Genomic DNA, 15,875 nt, shown 5'->3' with positions numbered 1-15,875 from the left:
TATGATCTTGGTCCTCTTCCTCGTAGCAGGCATGTTGGTGGGAGGCGCATGGTCCGCCTACCAACAAGGGTCGAAGGCAATGACAGTAGTAGCCTCTTTATTGGCCGCAATAACCGCGGTGGCAGCAATCTCGTGGATGGTAGGAGCGTTCGGTAAATGAGCACAACCCAAGAAACTAATATCTGGAAGGTTCCGGGTTATACCGCAACCATGTTGGCCATCGCCGCAGCCTTCGGTGCTTGGTCCATCCTCCTACCAGTGGTGCCGCTAGCGGTCATTGACTCTGGTGGCTCAGCGACCTTGGCGGGCTCATCCACAGGCATCTTCATGGCCTTTACCGTGCTGACCCAGATCATCTCTCCGTGGCTCCTGCGCCGGTGGGGCTACCGCCGCGTGATGGCGCTGTCCGCTTTTACCCTGGGTGTACCTGCCTTTGGCCACCTCTTGGGTACTGATGCTTGGGTTGTCCTGCTCTTTTCCGCTCTGCGCGGCGTGGGCTTTGGCGCGCTGACCGTTTCTGAGTCCGCGCTCATTGCGGAACTGGCGCCCGTACGCTTGCTGGGCAAGGCTACCGGCATGATTGGTGTCTTTACCGGCCTGGGCCAAATGGTCTTTTTGCCCCTGGGATTGATCATGGCGGAAAAGCTGGGTTATGCCTCGACGTATATCACCGCCGGCATCATTGGCTTTGTGGGCTTTGGTCTGTGCCTGCGCATTCCCAAGATTAAGGTCACTCTCGCCTCCGATACTGAAGAGGAGCCGAACCTTATCCGCGTTCCTACGTGGAAGCTAGTGCTCGTTCCTGCGCTGGCGCTAACGACATTTTCAATGAGCTATGGCGCCGTGTCGTCCTTCCTGCCGCCCGCGGTACAAGAACTTGATGCCGAGCGCGGCGCCAGCTTGGCCGGCATCATGCTGTCCATCGTGGGCGGCGCCGCCATGATTTTCCGCTACTTTGCCGGCATGGTGGCAGACCGCGTGGGCACTCCTGGCCGGCTCTACATTCCCAGCCAGGTAATGGCGATCGTGGGCGTGCTTGCCATTGCCGTTCCTCTTTATCTCGATGGTTCCGTATGGTGGCTCGTGCTGGGTGCCTTCCTCTTTGGCGGTGCCTTTGGTATTGCGCAAAATGAGGCCCTGCTGTCCATGTTTGACCGCCTGCCGCGCGAACGCGTCTCGGAGGCTTCTGCCATCTGGAATATCTTCTATGACGGCGGCACCGGCTTGGGCTCGACCCTCTTGGGCGCCTTGGTCGCCGGCTACGGCTATGCAGGGGCTTTTGGGGCCGGCGTGGTCATCCTCGTCGCCGGCGTTGTGATGACGCTGGCAGATTTTATCCTTGGGCGCACCCGCGTGAGCGAAACCAACGATATCCGGACGCGCCTGCGTCGCATGCGTAAGGTATAGCCCATGGCAAAGACGGTCGCATTATTGGATTATGGCGCGGGCAATGTGCGCTCGGCCCAGCGCGCGCTGGAGCGAGTAGGCGCGGACGTCACCGTTACCGCGGACCCCAAAGAAGCGGTGGAAGCGGACGGTCTGCTTGTCCCTGGCGTGGGTGCCTTTGCTGCCTGCATGCGCGGGCTACGGGCGGTGCAGGGCCCTCGGGTCATCGGCCAGCGCTTGGCAGGAGAGCGACCGGTGTTGGGCATTTGCGTAGGCATGCAGGTGCTTTTCGACGCCGGAGTGGAACACAACATCAACTCCACCGGCTGCGGCGAGTGGCCCGGCACCGTGGAAAAGCTGCAGTCTGCGGTGCTGCCGCATATGGGATGGAATACCGTAGAGGTACCCGTCGGCAGCGATATGTTTGCCGGAGTGGCCGAAGACGAGCGGTTTTATTTCGTGCATTCCTACGGCGTTCGCCGGTGGGAATTGGAAACGGAAATCACCCGTCCGCCGCAGGTGAGCTGGGCCGAGCACGCGGGCGATAGGTTCGTCGCGGCCGTAGAAAACGGTGCCCTGTGGGCTACCCAATTCCACCCGGAAAAATCCGGGGACGCCGGTGCACAGCTTTTGGAAAACTGGATGCGCACGCTCTAGGTAGGATGAAGGATATGACTTTTACGCTCTTGCCAGCAGTCGATGTATCTCAAGGCCAAGCCGTGCGCCTAGATAAAGGCGAAGCAGGCACCGAAACCTCGTACGGTTCCCCGCGCGATGCCGCGCAAAAGTGGCAATCCCAAGGCGCGCACTGGCTGCACTTTGTGGATTTGGATGCGGCTTTCGGCCGAGGCTCCAACCACGCAGAAATGGCGACGATTACTCGTGAGCTGGGCGTAAATGTGGAGCTTAGTGGCGGCATCCGGGATGATGCCGCGGTGGAGCGCGCGCTGGCTACCGGCGCGCAGCGCATTAGTATCGGCACGGCTGCTCTAGAGCAGCCGGAATGGATCGAGGACATCCTGGCGCGCTACGGAGATAAGGTCGCCGTGGACCTTGCCGTGCGCGAAGATGGCGGCGAATGGCGTACCGCCGGCAATGGCTGGGTCTCCGATGGCGGCGATCTGTGGGAGGTACTCGAGCGCCTCGATGCCGCCGGATGCCAGCGCTTTGTGGTGACAGATGTGTCTAAAGACGGCACGCTCACCGGACCTAATATTGAGCTCCTGCGCGAGGTAGCGATGGCAACGGAGGCAAAGATCACCGCCTCTGGTGGCATTTCTAGCGTGAAAGACCTGCGCGAGCTCGCGCTTTATGTAAATGAGGGCATCGATTCCGCCATTATTGGCAAGGCCCTGTACGAGGGGAATTTCACCCTCAACGAAGCACTCGCTGCGGTGGCCGAGGTAGAGCCGCTGCCGGCGGAAGAAACCATTGACCCTTACGACCCCAAGGACAACTAAGTCATGATGGAACCCCGCGAGTTGGTGGCCTTCGCGGAGGCGGCCGTAGACCAAGTAGAACCCATTTTTCGCTCCGGCCTCGGAGCTGCGCCCGCCCGCTTTAAGGGGCAGGGAGATTTCGCCACCGAGGTAGACCTCGTCATCGAGCAACAGCTGCGCGATATCTTGACCCAGATGACCGGCATCCCGGTCTATGGAGAAGAATCAGGCGGAAGCGTGCTCGATACCGTGTGGGTGGTAGATCCGATTGATGGCACCGCAAACTACTCTGCCGGAAACCCCATGGCCGGCATCCTAGTGGCGCTCATTCATGAGGGTGCGCCCGTTGCCGCGGTATCTGACTTCCCGCTCCTGGGGCGCCGTCTGGTCACCTGCGATGGCTCCCCACTGCGCTCAGTAGGTGGGCCTGCCACTGGCTTCGGTGGAGGGGACGAAGCAATGGGATTTGATGAAGCACGTGGTCACGTGGGCTGCTCTTCCCACCTGCCCACCGAGATTTTCCACGAGCTGCGCGAGACCGGACTGCGCCCGCGAATGACCGGTTCCGTAGGACTTGATAATGCCTTCGTCGCGCAGGGAGTGTTCGATGGCGCGATTAACTTCTCCCCGCACCCATGGGATAACGCCGCAGGAGCACTGCAGGTTCAGGCCGCTGGAGGCGTTGTCACCGATCCGGAAGGAAATCCGTGGACCGCGCAGTCGCGCGGCATGGTGACAGGTACCCCGCAGGTCCATGCCACCATCGTGGATATCTTGTCCCGTCATACCGGTACATTTCACCGCTAAGACTAAATACCCGAAAAGGAGGCGGCCGCCATGGCTGTAGCCGTACGCGTGATCCCCTGCCTAGACGTGGACCAAGGCCGCGTGGTCAAGGGCATCAACTTTGACAACCTGCGCGATGCCGGCGACCCAGTGGAGCTGGCCGCGCGTTATGACTCCCTAGGAGCCGATGAACTTACCTTCTTGGATGTCTCTGCTTCTAAGCAAGGCCGCTCCACCATGCTCGAGGTCGTGCGCCGCACCGCAGATCAGGTATTCATCCCATTGACGGTGGGTGGCGGAGTTCGCAGCGTTGATGACGTCCGAGAATTATTGCGCGCCGGGGCAGATAAGGTCTCTGTAAACACCGCGGCCATTAAGAATCCGGAACTGCTGCGCGAAATGGCTGAGATTTTCGGAGCCCAATGCATCGTGCTGTCCGTTGATGCCCGCCGGTGCCACGAAGAGTATGCGCCATCCGGCTTTGAGGTCACCACGCACGGCGGTACGGAATCGGCCGGGATCGACGCCATCGAATGGGCACGCCGCGGCGAAGAACTCGGCGTAGGGGAGATCCTCCTCAACTCAATGGATGGCGATGGCACAAAAGAAGGATTTGACCTGGAACTGCTGCGCGCCGTGCGCGCAGCGGTGACCATTCCCGTTATCGCCTCTGGCGGCGCGGGAAACGCCGCAGACTTCCCACCAGCCGTTGCAGCCGGCGCCGATGCCGTCTTGGCAGCAAGTATTTTTCACTTCGGTGAGGTAGAAATCAGCGACGTGAAAGACGCCTTGGACGCCGCGGGCTACGAGGTGCGCCGATGAGTACCCCGGGCAACTATGAACTTAACGGGGGCATCGCCAAGCAGCTCAAGCGCAATGACCAAGGCTTGGTGCCGGCCATTGCCCAAGCTGAGTCTGGTGAGGTGCTGATGATGGCTTGGATGGATGACCACGCTTTGGCCCATACCCTCGCCACCCGCAAGGCAACGTATTTTTCGCGCTCGCGCAATGAATATTGGGTTAAGGGAGAGACTTCTGGAAATACCCAAGAGGTGCTGGGCGTTCGCCTTGACTGCGATGGAGATACTATTCTGCTGACCGTGCGGCAGCGTGGCGGCGCTTGCCATACCGGTGACCGCACGTGCTTTGACGCCACCGATCTCTTAGGAGGGCAATCGTGAAGGCTAAACGCCTTGGACCACTACTTATCGCTGTAGGAGCCATCGTATTGTGGCTGTCCTCCCGTGCCACGTGGGTGGTAGCCGCCAGCGAGGACGACAAGTCCGGCTCCGCGGCCAATGACATCATCGGCTCGGCCTGGTCGCTGGAGATCATGGCCTTGACCCTCGTTCTGGTAGCCGGTGCCGTCGCGGGGATGGCACTGCGGCGCGTCGGTAGGCGAGTGGTGGGCGTTGTGTGCGCCCTCGCTGCGGCGGCCAGTGCATGGACCCCGGTGAGCCTGCTGACTGCGGGCGCGGAGACTGAGCGTGCGCAGAAGATCCTGCAGGGAGCCTCGGCCAATGAAAACGCCGTAGATTCGGCGCAGATTTCTGACTGGGCCACGGTCGTGTCCACCGAGGTGCATTCCCTGGGGCCAATTCTGGCCCTCATAGGTGCGGCAGCGGGCCTTTTTGGTGCAGTCATGCTTGCGCGCAATCCAGGCGTGGATAAGGCGAAGGTGTCGAGCAAATACGAAACCCCAGCGGCACGGCAGGAAAAGTTGGAGGAGGATTTGGAAACCTCCTCCGACTCTGGCCGTGTGATGTGGGACGCGCTTGATAGTGATATCGATCCCACTGATATGGACAAAAAATAGCCCCGTTTCCTGTGTAATTTCCGGAACGGCACGCGAGCGGGTTAACCTAAGTGTGATTTTAATCGCCCGTGGAGGGAGGTGCTGATGCCTACGCCCATTGCCGTTGACCACCTTGTTGCAGGAGTCTTGGAGGACGTCGCTGCGCGGGAAGCCCGCGTGTCTTTCAAAGAGGTGAAGGCGCGCTCGCGTGACATGGAGCCTCCCCGGGATGCCCGCGCGGCGTTGCTGCGCACAGGCTGCTCGGTTATCACGGGGCTCAAGCGTGCCGTACCCTACGGCGGCGAAATCGCTCATGTTGGCTCTGCGGAACAGATGGCGGAATGGGCCCGCACCTTTGAACACTGCGGCGTACATCTCATGGCATGCCAGACCGATTTCCGCCGCTTTCACGGTTCTTTAGAAGATATGGCAGCTGCCCGTGCTGCGATTGATATCCCCATGATGTCGCGCGATCTCATCGTGGACCCTTACCAAATTCATGAAGCCCGGTGCTTTGGGGCCGATGCTATTCCGTTGCAGGTTGAGCTCTTAGAGCAAGCTCGCCTGGAGGCACTTTTGGACCGGGTGGAATCGCTCGGGATGGCCGCCATCGTTGAGGTGCGCAACTGCGCCGAGGTCGACCGCGCAATCAAGGCGGGAAGTAGCATCATCGCCATTAATGCATGGTCGTTGGCTTCGGATGCCATTAACCGCGAGGCGTTTAACGATATCGCCCCGGGCTTACCCGAATCCATCCTGCGCATCGCAGTGGGCGGGGTAAATAACGCGCGCAACCTGTTTCACTATGCTTCACGCGGCGCCGATGCAGTTTTGGTGGGCGAATCAGTCATGGCTGCCCAGGATCCTACGGCGCTGGCGCGCTCTTTGGTGGCTGCCGGGCAGCATCCAGCGTGCCCCGCGCGCAAGATAGAATAAGACCCCAACTAGCTGGTGGGGTGGGGGATAAGGCACACTGGCTACGTGTACACAGAAATTCTTGCAAATATTCCGTCTCCGCCGCAGGGCGTGTGGCAGTTGGGGCCCATTCCCATTCGTGCCTATGCGCTGTGCATCATCGTAGGTATTATCGTCGCCTTGCGAATGACCTTACGCCGCTACACCGCACGCGGCGGTAACCCAGACACAGTATGGGATGCCGCCATCGTGGTCATTCCAGCCGGCATCATTGGCGGGCGGCTCTACCACGTCATTACCGATAACCAGAAGTACTTCTGCGATGGCTGCAATCCCGCGGACGCGCTGAAGATCACCAATGGCGGGCTGGGCATTTGGGGCGCCGTAGCCTTGGGCGCATTAGCTTTGTGGGTGCTTTTTAAAGTGAAGAAGGTGCCGCTCGGCCCCTTTGCTGACGCGGTGGCGCCAGGCCTCGTCCTCGCGCAAGCGATTGGACGCCTAGGTAACTGGTTTAACCAGGAGCTCTACGGACGCCCGACCGACGTTCCGTGGGCTTTAGACATCTATTACCGCGTCAATGAAAATGGTGGCTATGCTCCCGTTTCCGGACATTCCACGGGTGAGGTCATGACCTCGGTGCACCCGACCTTCTTGTACGAGCTGGTGTGGAATGTCTTGGTCTGCCTTTTCCTCTTGTGGGCTCACAAGGCCTGGAAATTGGGGCACGGGCGCGTCTTTGCCCTCTATGTCATGGGGTATACCTTGGGCCGTTTCTTCATTGAGGGAATGCGTTCCGATGAGGCGACCCATATCTTTGGGGTCCGCGTGAATATCATCGTCTCCCTAATGATTTTTATCATCGCCGCGATTGTCTTCTTCGTGCTTGATAGGCACCGCCAGGGACCAGAGTCTCCCGAAGAGGTAGATCCTAAGTATTGGGCGGAGCGCCGGGATGCTGATGAGCACAGCCCAGAGCACGCGGTATCTGATGGGCAGCAACCGGGCTCTTTATCGACGTAAATACTGCCCAAGTGTGCCCGGTTGGATTTGTTTTTGTGGGAAATGGGGCATTTTGTGGTGTCCGTTCAGAAAATGGAACCAAAAAATTGTGGCCCCAATCCTTTCGAAGGAGTAGGTTGGGGAGTGTTCAGTTTCCCCCGACGGAATAGGCCAATAATGCTGGATAGAAGAACGAAGATTGTTTGTACTCTCGGCCCTGCCGTTGCTAGCGAGGACGGCATCTTGCGCCTCGTACAGGACGGCATGGACGTTGCCCGCCTGAATATGTCTCACGGCGAGCATGCAGACCACGAGGCGAATTACAACTGGGTGCGCCAGGCCACCGATAAGACCGGCCGTGCCGTAGGTATCTTGGCGGACCTCCAGGGCCCTAAGATTCGCCTTGGCCGCTTTATCAACGGCGAGGAGCAGTGGGATAACGGCCAGATCGTCCGCATTACCGTGGACGATATCGAAGGCACCCATGACCGCGTCTCCACCACCTACAAGGGCCTGGCCAAAGATGCTAAGCCAGGTGACCGCCTGCTGATTGACGACGGCAAGGTTGCCGTTGTTTGTAAGGAAGTCGACGGCAACGACGTCGTCTGTGAGGTCACCGAAGGTGGCCCAGTTTCCAATAATAAGGGCGTTTCCCTCCCTGGTATGGATATCTCTGTGCCGGCGTTGTCGGAAAAGGATATCGCTGACCTGCGCTTCGCTTTGAATCTCGGCGTTGACCTCGTGGCACTGTCCTTCGTCCGCTCCCCAGCAGATGTGGATAAGGTCCACGAGATTATGGACGAAGAGGGTCGCCGCGTTCCGGTCATTGCCAAGCTGGAAAAGCCTGAGGCAGTAGACGCGCTCGAGTCCATCGTGCTGGCATTCGATGCCATCATGATTGCCCGTGGCGACCTCGGTGTTGAGGTGCCGCTGGAGCGCGTGCCGCTGTTCCAGAAGCGCGCTATCCAGATTGCTCGCGAGAATGCTAAGCCGGTCATCGTGGCTACCCAGATGCTGGATTCCATGATTTCCAACCTGCGCCCGACCCGTGCAGAGGCTTCTGACGTAGCTAACGCCGTTCTCGACGGCGCCGATGCCGTTATGCTCTCTGGTGAGACTTCCGTGGGTATTGACCCGCAGAACGTCGTGCGCACCATGTCCAAGATCGTGGCTAATGCTGAAGATGGTGGCAAGGTTCCACCGCTGTCCCACGTTCCGCGCACCAAGCGTGGTGTGGTGTCCTATTCCGCCCGCGATATTGCCGAACGTCTCAATGCAAAGGCCATCGTAGCCTTTACTACCTCCGGTGATACCGCTAAGCGAGTGGCTCGCCTGCACTCCCACCTGCCACTGTTGGCATTTACTCCGGACCCAGCGGTTCGTTCCCAGCTGGCTCTCACGTGGGGTGCTGAGACCTTCCTGAGCCCGCACGTTAAGTCCACCGATGACATGATGGAAGCCATCGATGATGCATTGCTGGAGATGGACAGGTATGAGGAAGGCGACATGATTGTCGTCATTGCTGGTACCCCTCCAGGAATCGCTGGTAACACCAACATGATTCAGTGCCATCTGTTGGGTGAAACCAAAAAGTAATTTCTTTTGGTACAAGCGCCGCGACCCTCCTTTTAACACGTTCCACGGGTCGCGGCGCTTTTCTCTATCAATTTATACAAAAGTAGTTTTATATTTACCTCGCGTACACTCGGCCGCCGCTTTTTTGACATGCAGTTGCATTAGTTTATGTGTGTTCTTGTTTCAGCTTCTCTACATATTCAAAGGACAACTGCACAATGACCTAAATCAGGCCGACTTGGCCTAAGTGGCTGCGCTTACCGCCATCCATTTTCATTTAATTGTCAATAAGCGTCGACGGGGATAGGCTGAGTGCATGGCACACGAGCACCACGACCACGATCACTCCAGCACGCCGCTGCGCGCACTCTTGATTGCGCTAGGCATTACCGGCACCGTCTTCTTCGCGGAGCTGATCGGCGGCTGGTTGGCGGGTTCGATGGCGCTGATGGCGGATGCGATGCACATGCTTTCCGACGCTGCGGGGTTGATCATCGCGGTGTTAGCGGTGTTGGTTGGGCGCCGACAAGCATCGGCTCAGGCCACGTACGGCTACCGACGAGTGGAGGTGCTTGCTGCACTGGCGAACGCAGTGATGGTGCTGGCGATCTCGGTGTGGATTGTCGTCGAGGCGGTGCGCCGCCTGCAGAGCCCGGCCGAAGTGCAGGGAAAAACGATGCTGATCATCGCGGTGATCGGCCTGGTGGCGAATGCGCTATCGGCGTGGGTTCTGCACCGGCACCGCAAATCCTCGATCAACGTGGAGGGCGCGTTCTTGCACGTGTTAGTGGATATGCTCGGCTCGGTCGCAGTAATCGTGGCCGGCATTGTGGTACTGACCACGGGGTTTGTGGCGGCGGACGTGATCGCCTCCCTAGCGATCGCGGCGATGGTGCTGCCGCGCGCCTGGCAGCTCATGCGGCTTTCGGCGAGCGTGCTGCTCGAGCAAGTCCCGGCGGACTTCGACGCCAGTGCGATCGAGCCCGCGCTGCGGCAGGTCGAGGGCGTTGCTGACATCCACGACCTGCACCTGTGGAGCCTGGACGGCGTGAACGTGCTCACGACCGTGCATATCGTGCGCGACGGCACCGTCGGCACCGGCCCGCTGTTGGATGCCGCCCAGCAGGCCCTGCGCGAACACGGTATCGAGCACTCCACCATCCAGATTGAGCACCCAGAGCACGAATCCCACGAGACGGTGTGCTGATTCCCTTCTAACCTGACTTAGGCCAATTTTGTGCGGAAGTTCGCGGCCGGTGATTACTTGGATGGTGGCAGTGAGGTCGGGCGGGAATGGTACGGCGGCGTGAATGGTTTCGCCGCCAACGACGAGTTGAAAGCTGCGGTATTTCTTGAGTGTTCTCACGAGGCGTTTGATGAAGTGACCACTGCGGGTCTCCATCAGGTGGGTCACGGCTAGTGCTGCCATCACAATATTGAGATGTGCTGTGATCGAGTTTTGTTTCCTCGCATAGATTGGGCGTGCTTTCAGGTCTGATTTCGACATCCGATACGACATTTTCAATGTGGAATAGCCTGCGGTAATGCCCGATAACCTCCTGGGCGGGAAGAGCGGTCAGGTCGGTTTCATAGCCTTTAATTCCGGCTAGGGCTCGGTGTTTGGCAGCAAGAGCGTAGTTGACCTTCTTGTTCGGGGTGGAAAGATCGAAATAGCGGTTGCGCTTAATGGCGATTTCGCCGTCAACAGCGCGTTTGGCTTTTGCGACTTGCTCTTTGATTCCGCGCAGGCCGCGTCTGGCCCGATCATAGGAGTACTGGAAGTGGGTCACCGTATTCGGGGTTGTGTGTTTGCGCGCATCGCTTGCCGAGGCTTGTGTCCAGATCTGGCCGTGTGCGTAGGCTTCACCAGGTATTTCCCGCCGCCAGGTTTTAATCACCTCAGGCACGGTGGGGTTTCACCGACAAAATGTAGTGCAGACCTGCATCTATCAATGCTTGCTTGTTCGGAGGGTGTCAAGTTGTTTGTGTGTGGGGCTAGGTTTATAGGTATTTGTCGAAGCGGTCGGGGTAGGCCACGGCCATTTGGTTAATGGCTTGTTTCCAGCCGGAAACTCGGGTCCCTTCCATGAGTCTGCCGGTTGTCGCTGAGACTCGTTTGCCCTGCTTCGCTCTCTTGGCAGCTCGTCTGTCTTCGATATTGCAGATCATCAACCATAGCGTCTTGAGCGCTGATTCATTGTTAGTGAACTGCACCCTGTTGCGGGTAGCTTTCCGCAGTACATTGTTGAATGATTCAATCGAATTCTTCGTGTAAATGACCTTGCTGGCTGCTGGTGGGAACTGGAGAAACGGTACGAAACGCGCCCATGCATCTCGCCAGACTTTGACTGAGCGTGGATACTTTTCTGCCAATTCAGAGGCTTCAAATTCGTCTAAGGCAGCCTTAGCTGTGGACTCGTCCGTGGCGGTGTAAATCTTTTTCAACGCGGCCGATACGCCCCGGCGATCCCTGTAGGCTACCCATCGGTTAGCGGCACGAATCAGGTGCACGATACAGGTTTGCACCATAGAGTTCGGCCAAGTTGCCTCGACTGCTTCAGGCAGGCCTTTCAGCCCGTCACAGCAGACGATAAAGACGTCTTTGACCCCACGGTTAGAAAGATTGGCGCATACCTGCGCCCAAAATGAAGCGCCTTCTTCTTTGGCAATCCACAATCCCAAAATGTGCTTTATTCCGTCGAGGTCCCACCCCGATTGCCATGTACGCGGACTTGTTGACTACTCGGCCGCCATCGCGGACTTTAATGCGCAGCGCATCCAGGAAAATGACCGGGTAGAACTCGTCTAGCTGGCGGTTTTGCCAGACCATGACCTCATCGAGGACAGCATCGGTGACTGCGGAAATCGTCTCATGGGAAATATCAACCCGCATCGCAGTTGCCATATGGTGCTGGATATCCCTAATGGTCATCCCACCGGCGTACAAGCTGACAATCATGTCATCGACATCAGTTAAACGTCTTGAGCCTTTAGGGACCATAGTCGGCAAGAATGTTCCCGCCCGATCCCTCGGGACATCAACGGTTAATGGCCCATAGTTAGAATCCACGGTCTTTGGATACGACCCGTTGCGGTAATTGTCTGTCCCAGCAGCAGCTTTAGCGCTCCTGTCGCCAGACTCGTAGCCAAGGTGGGCATCTATTTCCGCGTTGAGTCCCCTGGTAATCGAGGCCTGCAACATGCCGCGAACCAGGTCATTGGCATCCGTTGTAGACGTGCCTAGGTCATCAATTAGTTTCGCGATTTCTGGGTTAGCAAGCAGCTTCTTTTCAATCGCATCAATCTTGGCCTTATCAGCCGGATCTCGTCTCGCCACAGTAGTCATTCTGGTCCATCTCCTCATGCAGGTTAGGTACCCACACACAAACCATCAGACACTCTCTATTCCGAAGCCACTCCGGCGGCGTGGGCCGCGCACAACAAGGACCGCAATAAGTTGCCGGACATCAGCCGCGAGATGCTCGGCAGCGCCCTCGACTTGGTCATGGCCGCTGGCCACCCGTTCTACGACAATGACTACCAAAAGGTCGATACTCCGGACTACAGCTTCATGTACGAGGAGGACTACGTCAAGCTTTCCGCTGGCGAGACCGACTGGAACTACTTTGAGTCCAACGATGACTTCAAAAAAATGGCGGAAGGCGACGTCAAGCCGGACCAGAAGTACTGGGGTATCGCACAGGTAGGATCCACCCTGCAGAACTCCCGCTCTGGCGAGGCGAAGGCGCCGCACTCTGACCCGCTTAACGACGTCGTGGATCTCCCCACCATGACCACCGGCGCGCTCAACGCACTGGGTCAGGATGAGGATGGATTCTCCGTCATGATCGAGGGCGGTGCCATCGACTGGGCCGGACACGGCAATAACCCAGTGCGCGACATCGAAGAGACCCAGGACTTCAACAAATCGGTCGATGCCGCCATCAAGTGGGTAGAGGAGAACTCTTCGTGGGAGGAGACCCTGCTGGTTGTTACCGCAGACCACGAAACCGGCTATCTCTCCGGGGCGAACGAGGCTCCGACTGAGGATAACCCTGAGGCGGATAATCGCTTCAACGCTATGGAAGGCGAAAAGGGTAAGGTCGCTCGGCACGGTTGGTACTCCGGGCAGCACACCAACCAATTGGTGCCATTCTTCTTCAAGGGTGCAGGCTCTGAGGACATCATGGCTAATACCTCCGGTACGGATTCGGTGCGCGGCGATTTCATCGATAACACCTTGGTGGCCAACTTGGTCTTTGATGAGTGGCGGAATGGTGACGCCGGCTCTGCCGACGAGCCAGAGCAGCCGGGAAGTACTACTAATCCGGCGGATGATGCAGGAAAGAAGGGCAGCAGCAAGGGCTTTGCCGCAGGTCTAGCTACAGGCCTAGGAATCTTGGGCGCTGTCGTTGGCGGACTCGGTTTCCTAGCCACGCAGATGGGTGTGCTCAATATTGACCTAAAGCCCATCTATGAGCAGCTAAAGCGCGTCGGCCTGCGCTAAACAAACGGAAGTAGGCCTAACGCCACGTTAAAGTCCTGCCCTCAGCTGCAGAAGCGGAGGGGCAGGACTTTTCTTAGCGCTGGGAAATCGGGGTCGGCTGGATCTTCCACACCTCGTTGGCATAGTCCGCGATGGTCCGGTCGGAAGAAAAGCGGCCAGAGTAGCAAATATTGAGCCACGCCTTCTTGGCCCAGGCAAGTTGGTCTGCCTCGTATTCGGCAGCCATGCGGTCACGGGTTTCGCGGTAGTCGGCAAAGTCGCCTAAGACGTAGTACTGGTCTTGTGCGTGTTCGCCGTAGCCGTCGAGAAGCGAGGCACGCAGATCGCTGAAGAGCCCGGCATTTTCGGAGCCCAAGGTGCCGTCGACAAGCGCATCCAGTACGCGGGCCAATCCAGGAACGCTCTGGTAAAGCTCGCCTGGGTTGTACTCGACGCGCAGCTGCGGCAACTCCTCATTGCGGGCGCCGAAGATATAGGCGTTGTCCTCGCCGACCGACTCGACGATTTCTACGTTTGCTCCATCCATGGTGCCCAAGGTCAGGGCACCATTCATCATGAACTTCATATTGGACGTGCCGGAGGCTTCCTTGCCAGCCACAGAAATCTGCTCGGAGATATCAGCGGCCGGGATGATGTGCTCTGCGGGGGAGACGTTGTAATTCTCTACGAAGACGACGCGGATGATGTCCTTGGTGGCCGGATCGTTATTGACTAGGTCTGCGATGGTGTTGATGAGCTTAATAATCGCCTTGGCGCGGTCGTAGCCCGGCGCGGCCTTGGCACCAAAGATGAAAGTACGCTTCGGCACGGTTTCGCCTTCGTCCTTGATGCGGAAGTAGAGGTCAAGGACGTAGAGGGCGTTCATCAGCTGGCGCTTGTACTCGTGCAGGCGTTTAATCTGCACGTCAAAGATGGAATCAGGGTCTATTTCGGCGCCTTGGTGGTCGTTTACCCACTGCGCAAAGTCGCGCTTATTGGCCTGCTTGATGGCGATGAGTTCTCGCAGTAGGTCGGTATCGTCGGCCTTATCGGCGAGTTTGGCCAGCTGGGTGAGGTCAGTAACCCACGCATCGGAACCAGTCTGCTGGGTGAGCAGTTCTGCCAGGCGGGGGTTGCACATCTTCAGCCAGCGGCGCGGGGTGACGCCATTGGTCTTATTGTTGAATTTTTCTGGCCAGAGCTCATGCCATTCGGACAGCGTATCGGCCTTGATGATTTCGGTATGCAGGGCGGCGACACCGTTAATGGAGTAAGCAGCGTAGCAGGCGATCCAGGCCATGTGAACCTGTCCGTTGGACACCGGCGCCATGTAGTCAATGCGACCCTGATCCAGGCCGCGATGGGCCATATCTTCGCGGAAGCGGCGGTCGATTTCTTCCACCAACTGCCAGATGCGCCAGAACAGCTTTTGGAAGATGGACACTTCCCAGCTCTCCAGTGCCTCCGCGAGCACGGTGTGGTTGGTGTAGGCGAAGGTCTCGGTGACGATCTTCCACGCCGCATCCCAGCTCAGACCATGGTCATCGAGCAATATGCGCAAGAGCTCTGGGATGGCGAGCACTGGGTGGGTGTCATTGAGCTGGATGGAGTTGTACTGCGCAAAATCGATGAGGTCCTCGCCGTGCTGGGCAATGTAGTTATCCACCATGGTCTGCAGGGATGCGGAGACAAAGAAGTACTGTTGGCGAACGCGCAGTACCTTGCCCTCGTAGGTGGTGTCGTTGGGGTAGAGCACGCGGCAGATATCCATGACGCGCTCGCGATCGACAATGGCCTCCGTAAAACGCTGGGAGTTGAAGGCGTCGTAATCGAATTCATCGATGGGCTCGGACTTCCACAGGCGTAGCGTGCCTACGTTATCGGTTCCGTAGCCGGTGATAGGCATGTCATAGGGAATGGCGCGCACGTCCATGTCATCGAAGTGGACACGGCGTTGCTCGGAGGCGCGGCGGATGATGAAGTCATAGCCGTTTTCCATCCATGCATCAGGCTGTTCCTTCTGGAAGCCATTTTCAAAGGACTGGCGGAAAAGGCCGTAACGGTAGAGCAGGCCATAACCGGTGACGGGGTAGTCCTGGGTGACAGCGGAATCGAGGAAGCAGGCGGCAAGGCGGCCGAGGCCACCGTTGCCGAGCGCGGCATCGTGCTCGGCTTCGAGGACATCGCTCAGCTCGTGGTCGGCAGCGGTGGCCGCTGCCTTGGCATCGTCGACCAAGCCCAGGTTAGTGAGGTTATTGAGCAGCGCGCGGCCCTGCAGGAACTCCGCGGAGAAGTAATGCTGCTGGCGGGTCGCAGCATAGGCGGAACGGGTGCGCTCCCAGTTATCGGCAATCTGCTCCATGACGGCGCCGGATAGGCCCGACCAGAACTTGCGGTAGGAAGCGCTGTGCGGGCTTACTCCGGAGGCCGCACGAACATGGGAGGGAACGGTGGATTCGAAAACAGAGTGCCGTGGCTGGCTCATGTGAAACCT

The 15,875-nt window shown here is 58.4% G+C and carries 14 protein-coding genes and 1 pseudogene; 12 read left to right on the top strand and 3 right to left on the bottom strand.

From position 1 onward, the window contains the following. Positions 1 to 156: 156 nt before the first annotated feature. The 11 genes from MHX61_RS04640 (at position 157) to MHX61_RS04590 (ending at position 10,102) form a co-directional block, all read left to right on the top strand. Complete coding sequence (locus MHX61_RS04640) at positions 157 to 1,407, top strand: MFS transporter (RefSeq protein WP_239193168.1); 1,251 nt, start codon at positions 157 to 159, stop codon at positions 1,405 to 1,407. 3 nt (positions 1,408 to 1,410) lie between these two features. Beyond that, complete coding sequence (gene hisH / locus MHX61_RS04635) at positions 1,411 to 2,043, top strand: imidazole glycerol phosphate synthase subunit HisH (protein WP_179386691.1); 633 nt, start codon at positions 1,411 to 1,413, stop codon at positions 2,041 to 2,043. 14 nt (positions 2,044 to 2,057) lie between these two features. Further along, positions 2,058 to 2,846, top strand: coding sequence for a bifunctional 1-(5-phosphoribosyl)-5-((5-phosphoribosylamino)methylideneamino)imidazole-4-carboxamide isomerase/phosphoribosylanthranilate isomerase PriA (gene priA / locus MHX61_RS04630; RefSeq protein ID WP_239193166.1), 789 nt, complete (start codon positions 2,058 to 2,060; stop codon positions 2,844 to 2,846). 3 nt (positions 2,847 to 2,849) lie between these two features. After that, a complete protein-coding gene (locus tag MHX61_RS04625; RefSeq protein WP_239193164.1) occupies positions 2,850 to 3,632 on the top strand; it encodes an inositol monophosphatase in 783 nt (260 codons plus the stop codon). Between the two features lie 30 nt (positions 3,633 to 3,662). Beyond that, the gene (gene hisF / locus MHX61_RS04620; RefSeq protein WP_239193162.1) at positions 3,663 to 4,433 is read left to right on the top strand and encodes an imidazole glycerol phosphate synthase subunit HisF; all 771 of its coding nucleotides are present in this window, start codon (positions 3,663 to 3,665) and stop codon (positions 4,431 to 4,433) included. Continuing rightward, a complete protein-coding gene (gene hisI, locus MHX61_RS04615) occupies positions 4,430 to 4,792 on the top strand; it encodes a phosphoribosyl-AMP cyclohydrolase (RefSeq protein WP_200435465.1) in 363 nt (120 codons plus the stop codon). Before hisF ends, hisI begins: the two co-directional genes overlap by 4 nt. Next, positions 4,789 to 5,427 carry a TIGR02234 family membrane protein gene (locus tag MHX61_RS04610; protein ID WP_239193160.1) on the top strand — a complete coding sequence of 213 codons (639 nt, stop codon included), beginning with the start codon at positions 4,789 to 4,791 and terminating at the stop codon, positions 5,425 to 5,427. Before hisI ends, MHX61_RS04610 begins: the two co-directional genes overlap by 4 nt. An 84-nt stretch (positions 5,428 to 5,511) precedes the next feature. Continuing rightward, the gene (locus tag MHX61_RS04605) at positions 5,512 to 6,342 is read left to right on the top strand and encodes an indole-3-glycerol-phosphate synthase (RefSeq protein WP_239193158.1); all 831 of its coding nucleotides are present in this window, start codon (positions 5,512 to 5,514) and stop codon (positions 6,340 to 6,342) included. Positions 6,343 to 6,387: 45 nt separating this feature from the next. Further along, positions 6,388 to 7,341, top strand: coding sequence for a prolipoprotein diacylglyceryl transferase (gene lgt, locus MHX61_RS04600; protein WP_239193156.1), 954 nt, complete (start codon positions 6,388 to 6,390; stop codon positions 7,339 to 7,341). Between the two features lie 159 nt (positions 7,342 to 7,500). Next, complete coding sequence (gene pyk / locus MHX61_RS04595) at positions 7,501 to 8,916, top strand: pyruvate kinase (protein ID WP_239193234.1); 1,416 nt, start codon at positions 7,501 to 7,503, stop codon at positions 8,914 to 8,916. A 295-nt stretch (positions 8,917 to 9,211) separates the two neighbouring features. Beyond that, on the top strand, positions 9,212 to 10,102 hold the full coding sequence (locus tag MHX61_RS04590) for a cation diffusion facilitator family transporter (RefSeq protein WP_005328806.1): 891 nt from the start codon (positions 9,212 to 9,214) through the stop codon (positions 10,100 to 10,102). Positions 10,103 to 10,109: 7 nt separating this feature from the next. Here the strand turns inward: MHX61_RS04590 and MHX61_RS04585 are convergent, their stop codons facing one another. Both MHX61_RS04585 and MHX61_RS04580 read right to left on the bottom strand, forming a co-directional pair. Continuing rightward, positions 10,110 to 10,802, bottom strand: coding sequence for a hypothetical protein (locus MHX61_RS04585; protein ID WP_239193154.1), 693 nt, complete (start codon positions 10,800 to 10,802; stop codon positions 10,110 to 10,112). A gap of 94 nt (positions 10,803 to 10,896) precedes the next feature. Continuing rightward, positions 10,897 to 12,241, bottom strand: a pseudogene (locus MHX61_RS04580) (IS256 family transposase). 111 nt (positions 12,242 to 12,352) lie between these two features. Between MHX61_RS04580 and MHX61_RS04575 the strand changes: the two are divergent. Then, positions 12,353 to 13,402, top strand: a complete 1,050-nt coding sequence (locus MHX61_RS04575) for an alkaline phosphatase (protein WP_239193152.1) — start codon at positions 12,353 to 12,355, stop codon at positions 13,400 to 13,402. Between the two features lie 73 nt (positions 13,403 to 13,475). Here MHX61_RS04575 and MHX61_RS04570 read toward each other — a convergent pair whose 3' ends face one another. Further along, positions 13,476 to 15,866 carry a glycogen/starch/alpha-glucan phosphorylase gene (locus tag MHX61_RS04570; RefSeq protein ID WP_239193150.1) on the bottom strand — a complete coding sequence of 797 codons (2,391 nt, stop codon included), beginning with the start codon at positions 15,864 to 15,866 and terminating at the stop codon, positions 13,476 to 13,478. Positions 15,867 to 15,875: the final 9 nt, after the last annotated feature.

Origin of the sequence: Corynebacterium sp. ACRPF (genome assembly GCF_022347395.1) — a bacterium.
Taxonomy (GTDB): domain Bacteria; phylum Actinomycetota; class Actinomycetes; order Mycobacteriales; family Mycobacteriaceae; genus Corynebacterium; species Corynebacterium tuberculostearicum_D.
Note: the sequence above shows the minus strand (reverse complement) of the source record. Positions and strands in the feature narration are given on the sequence as shown.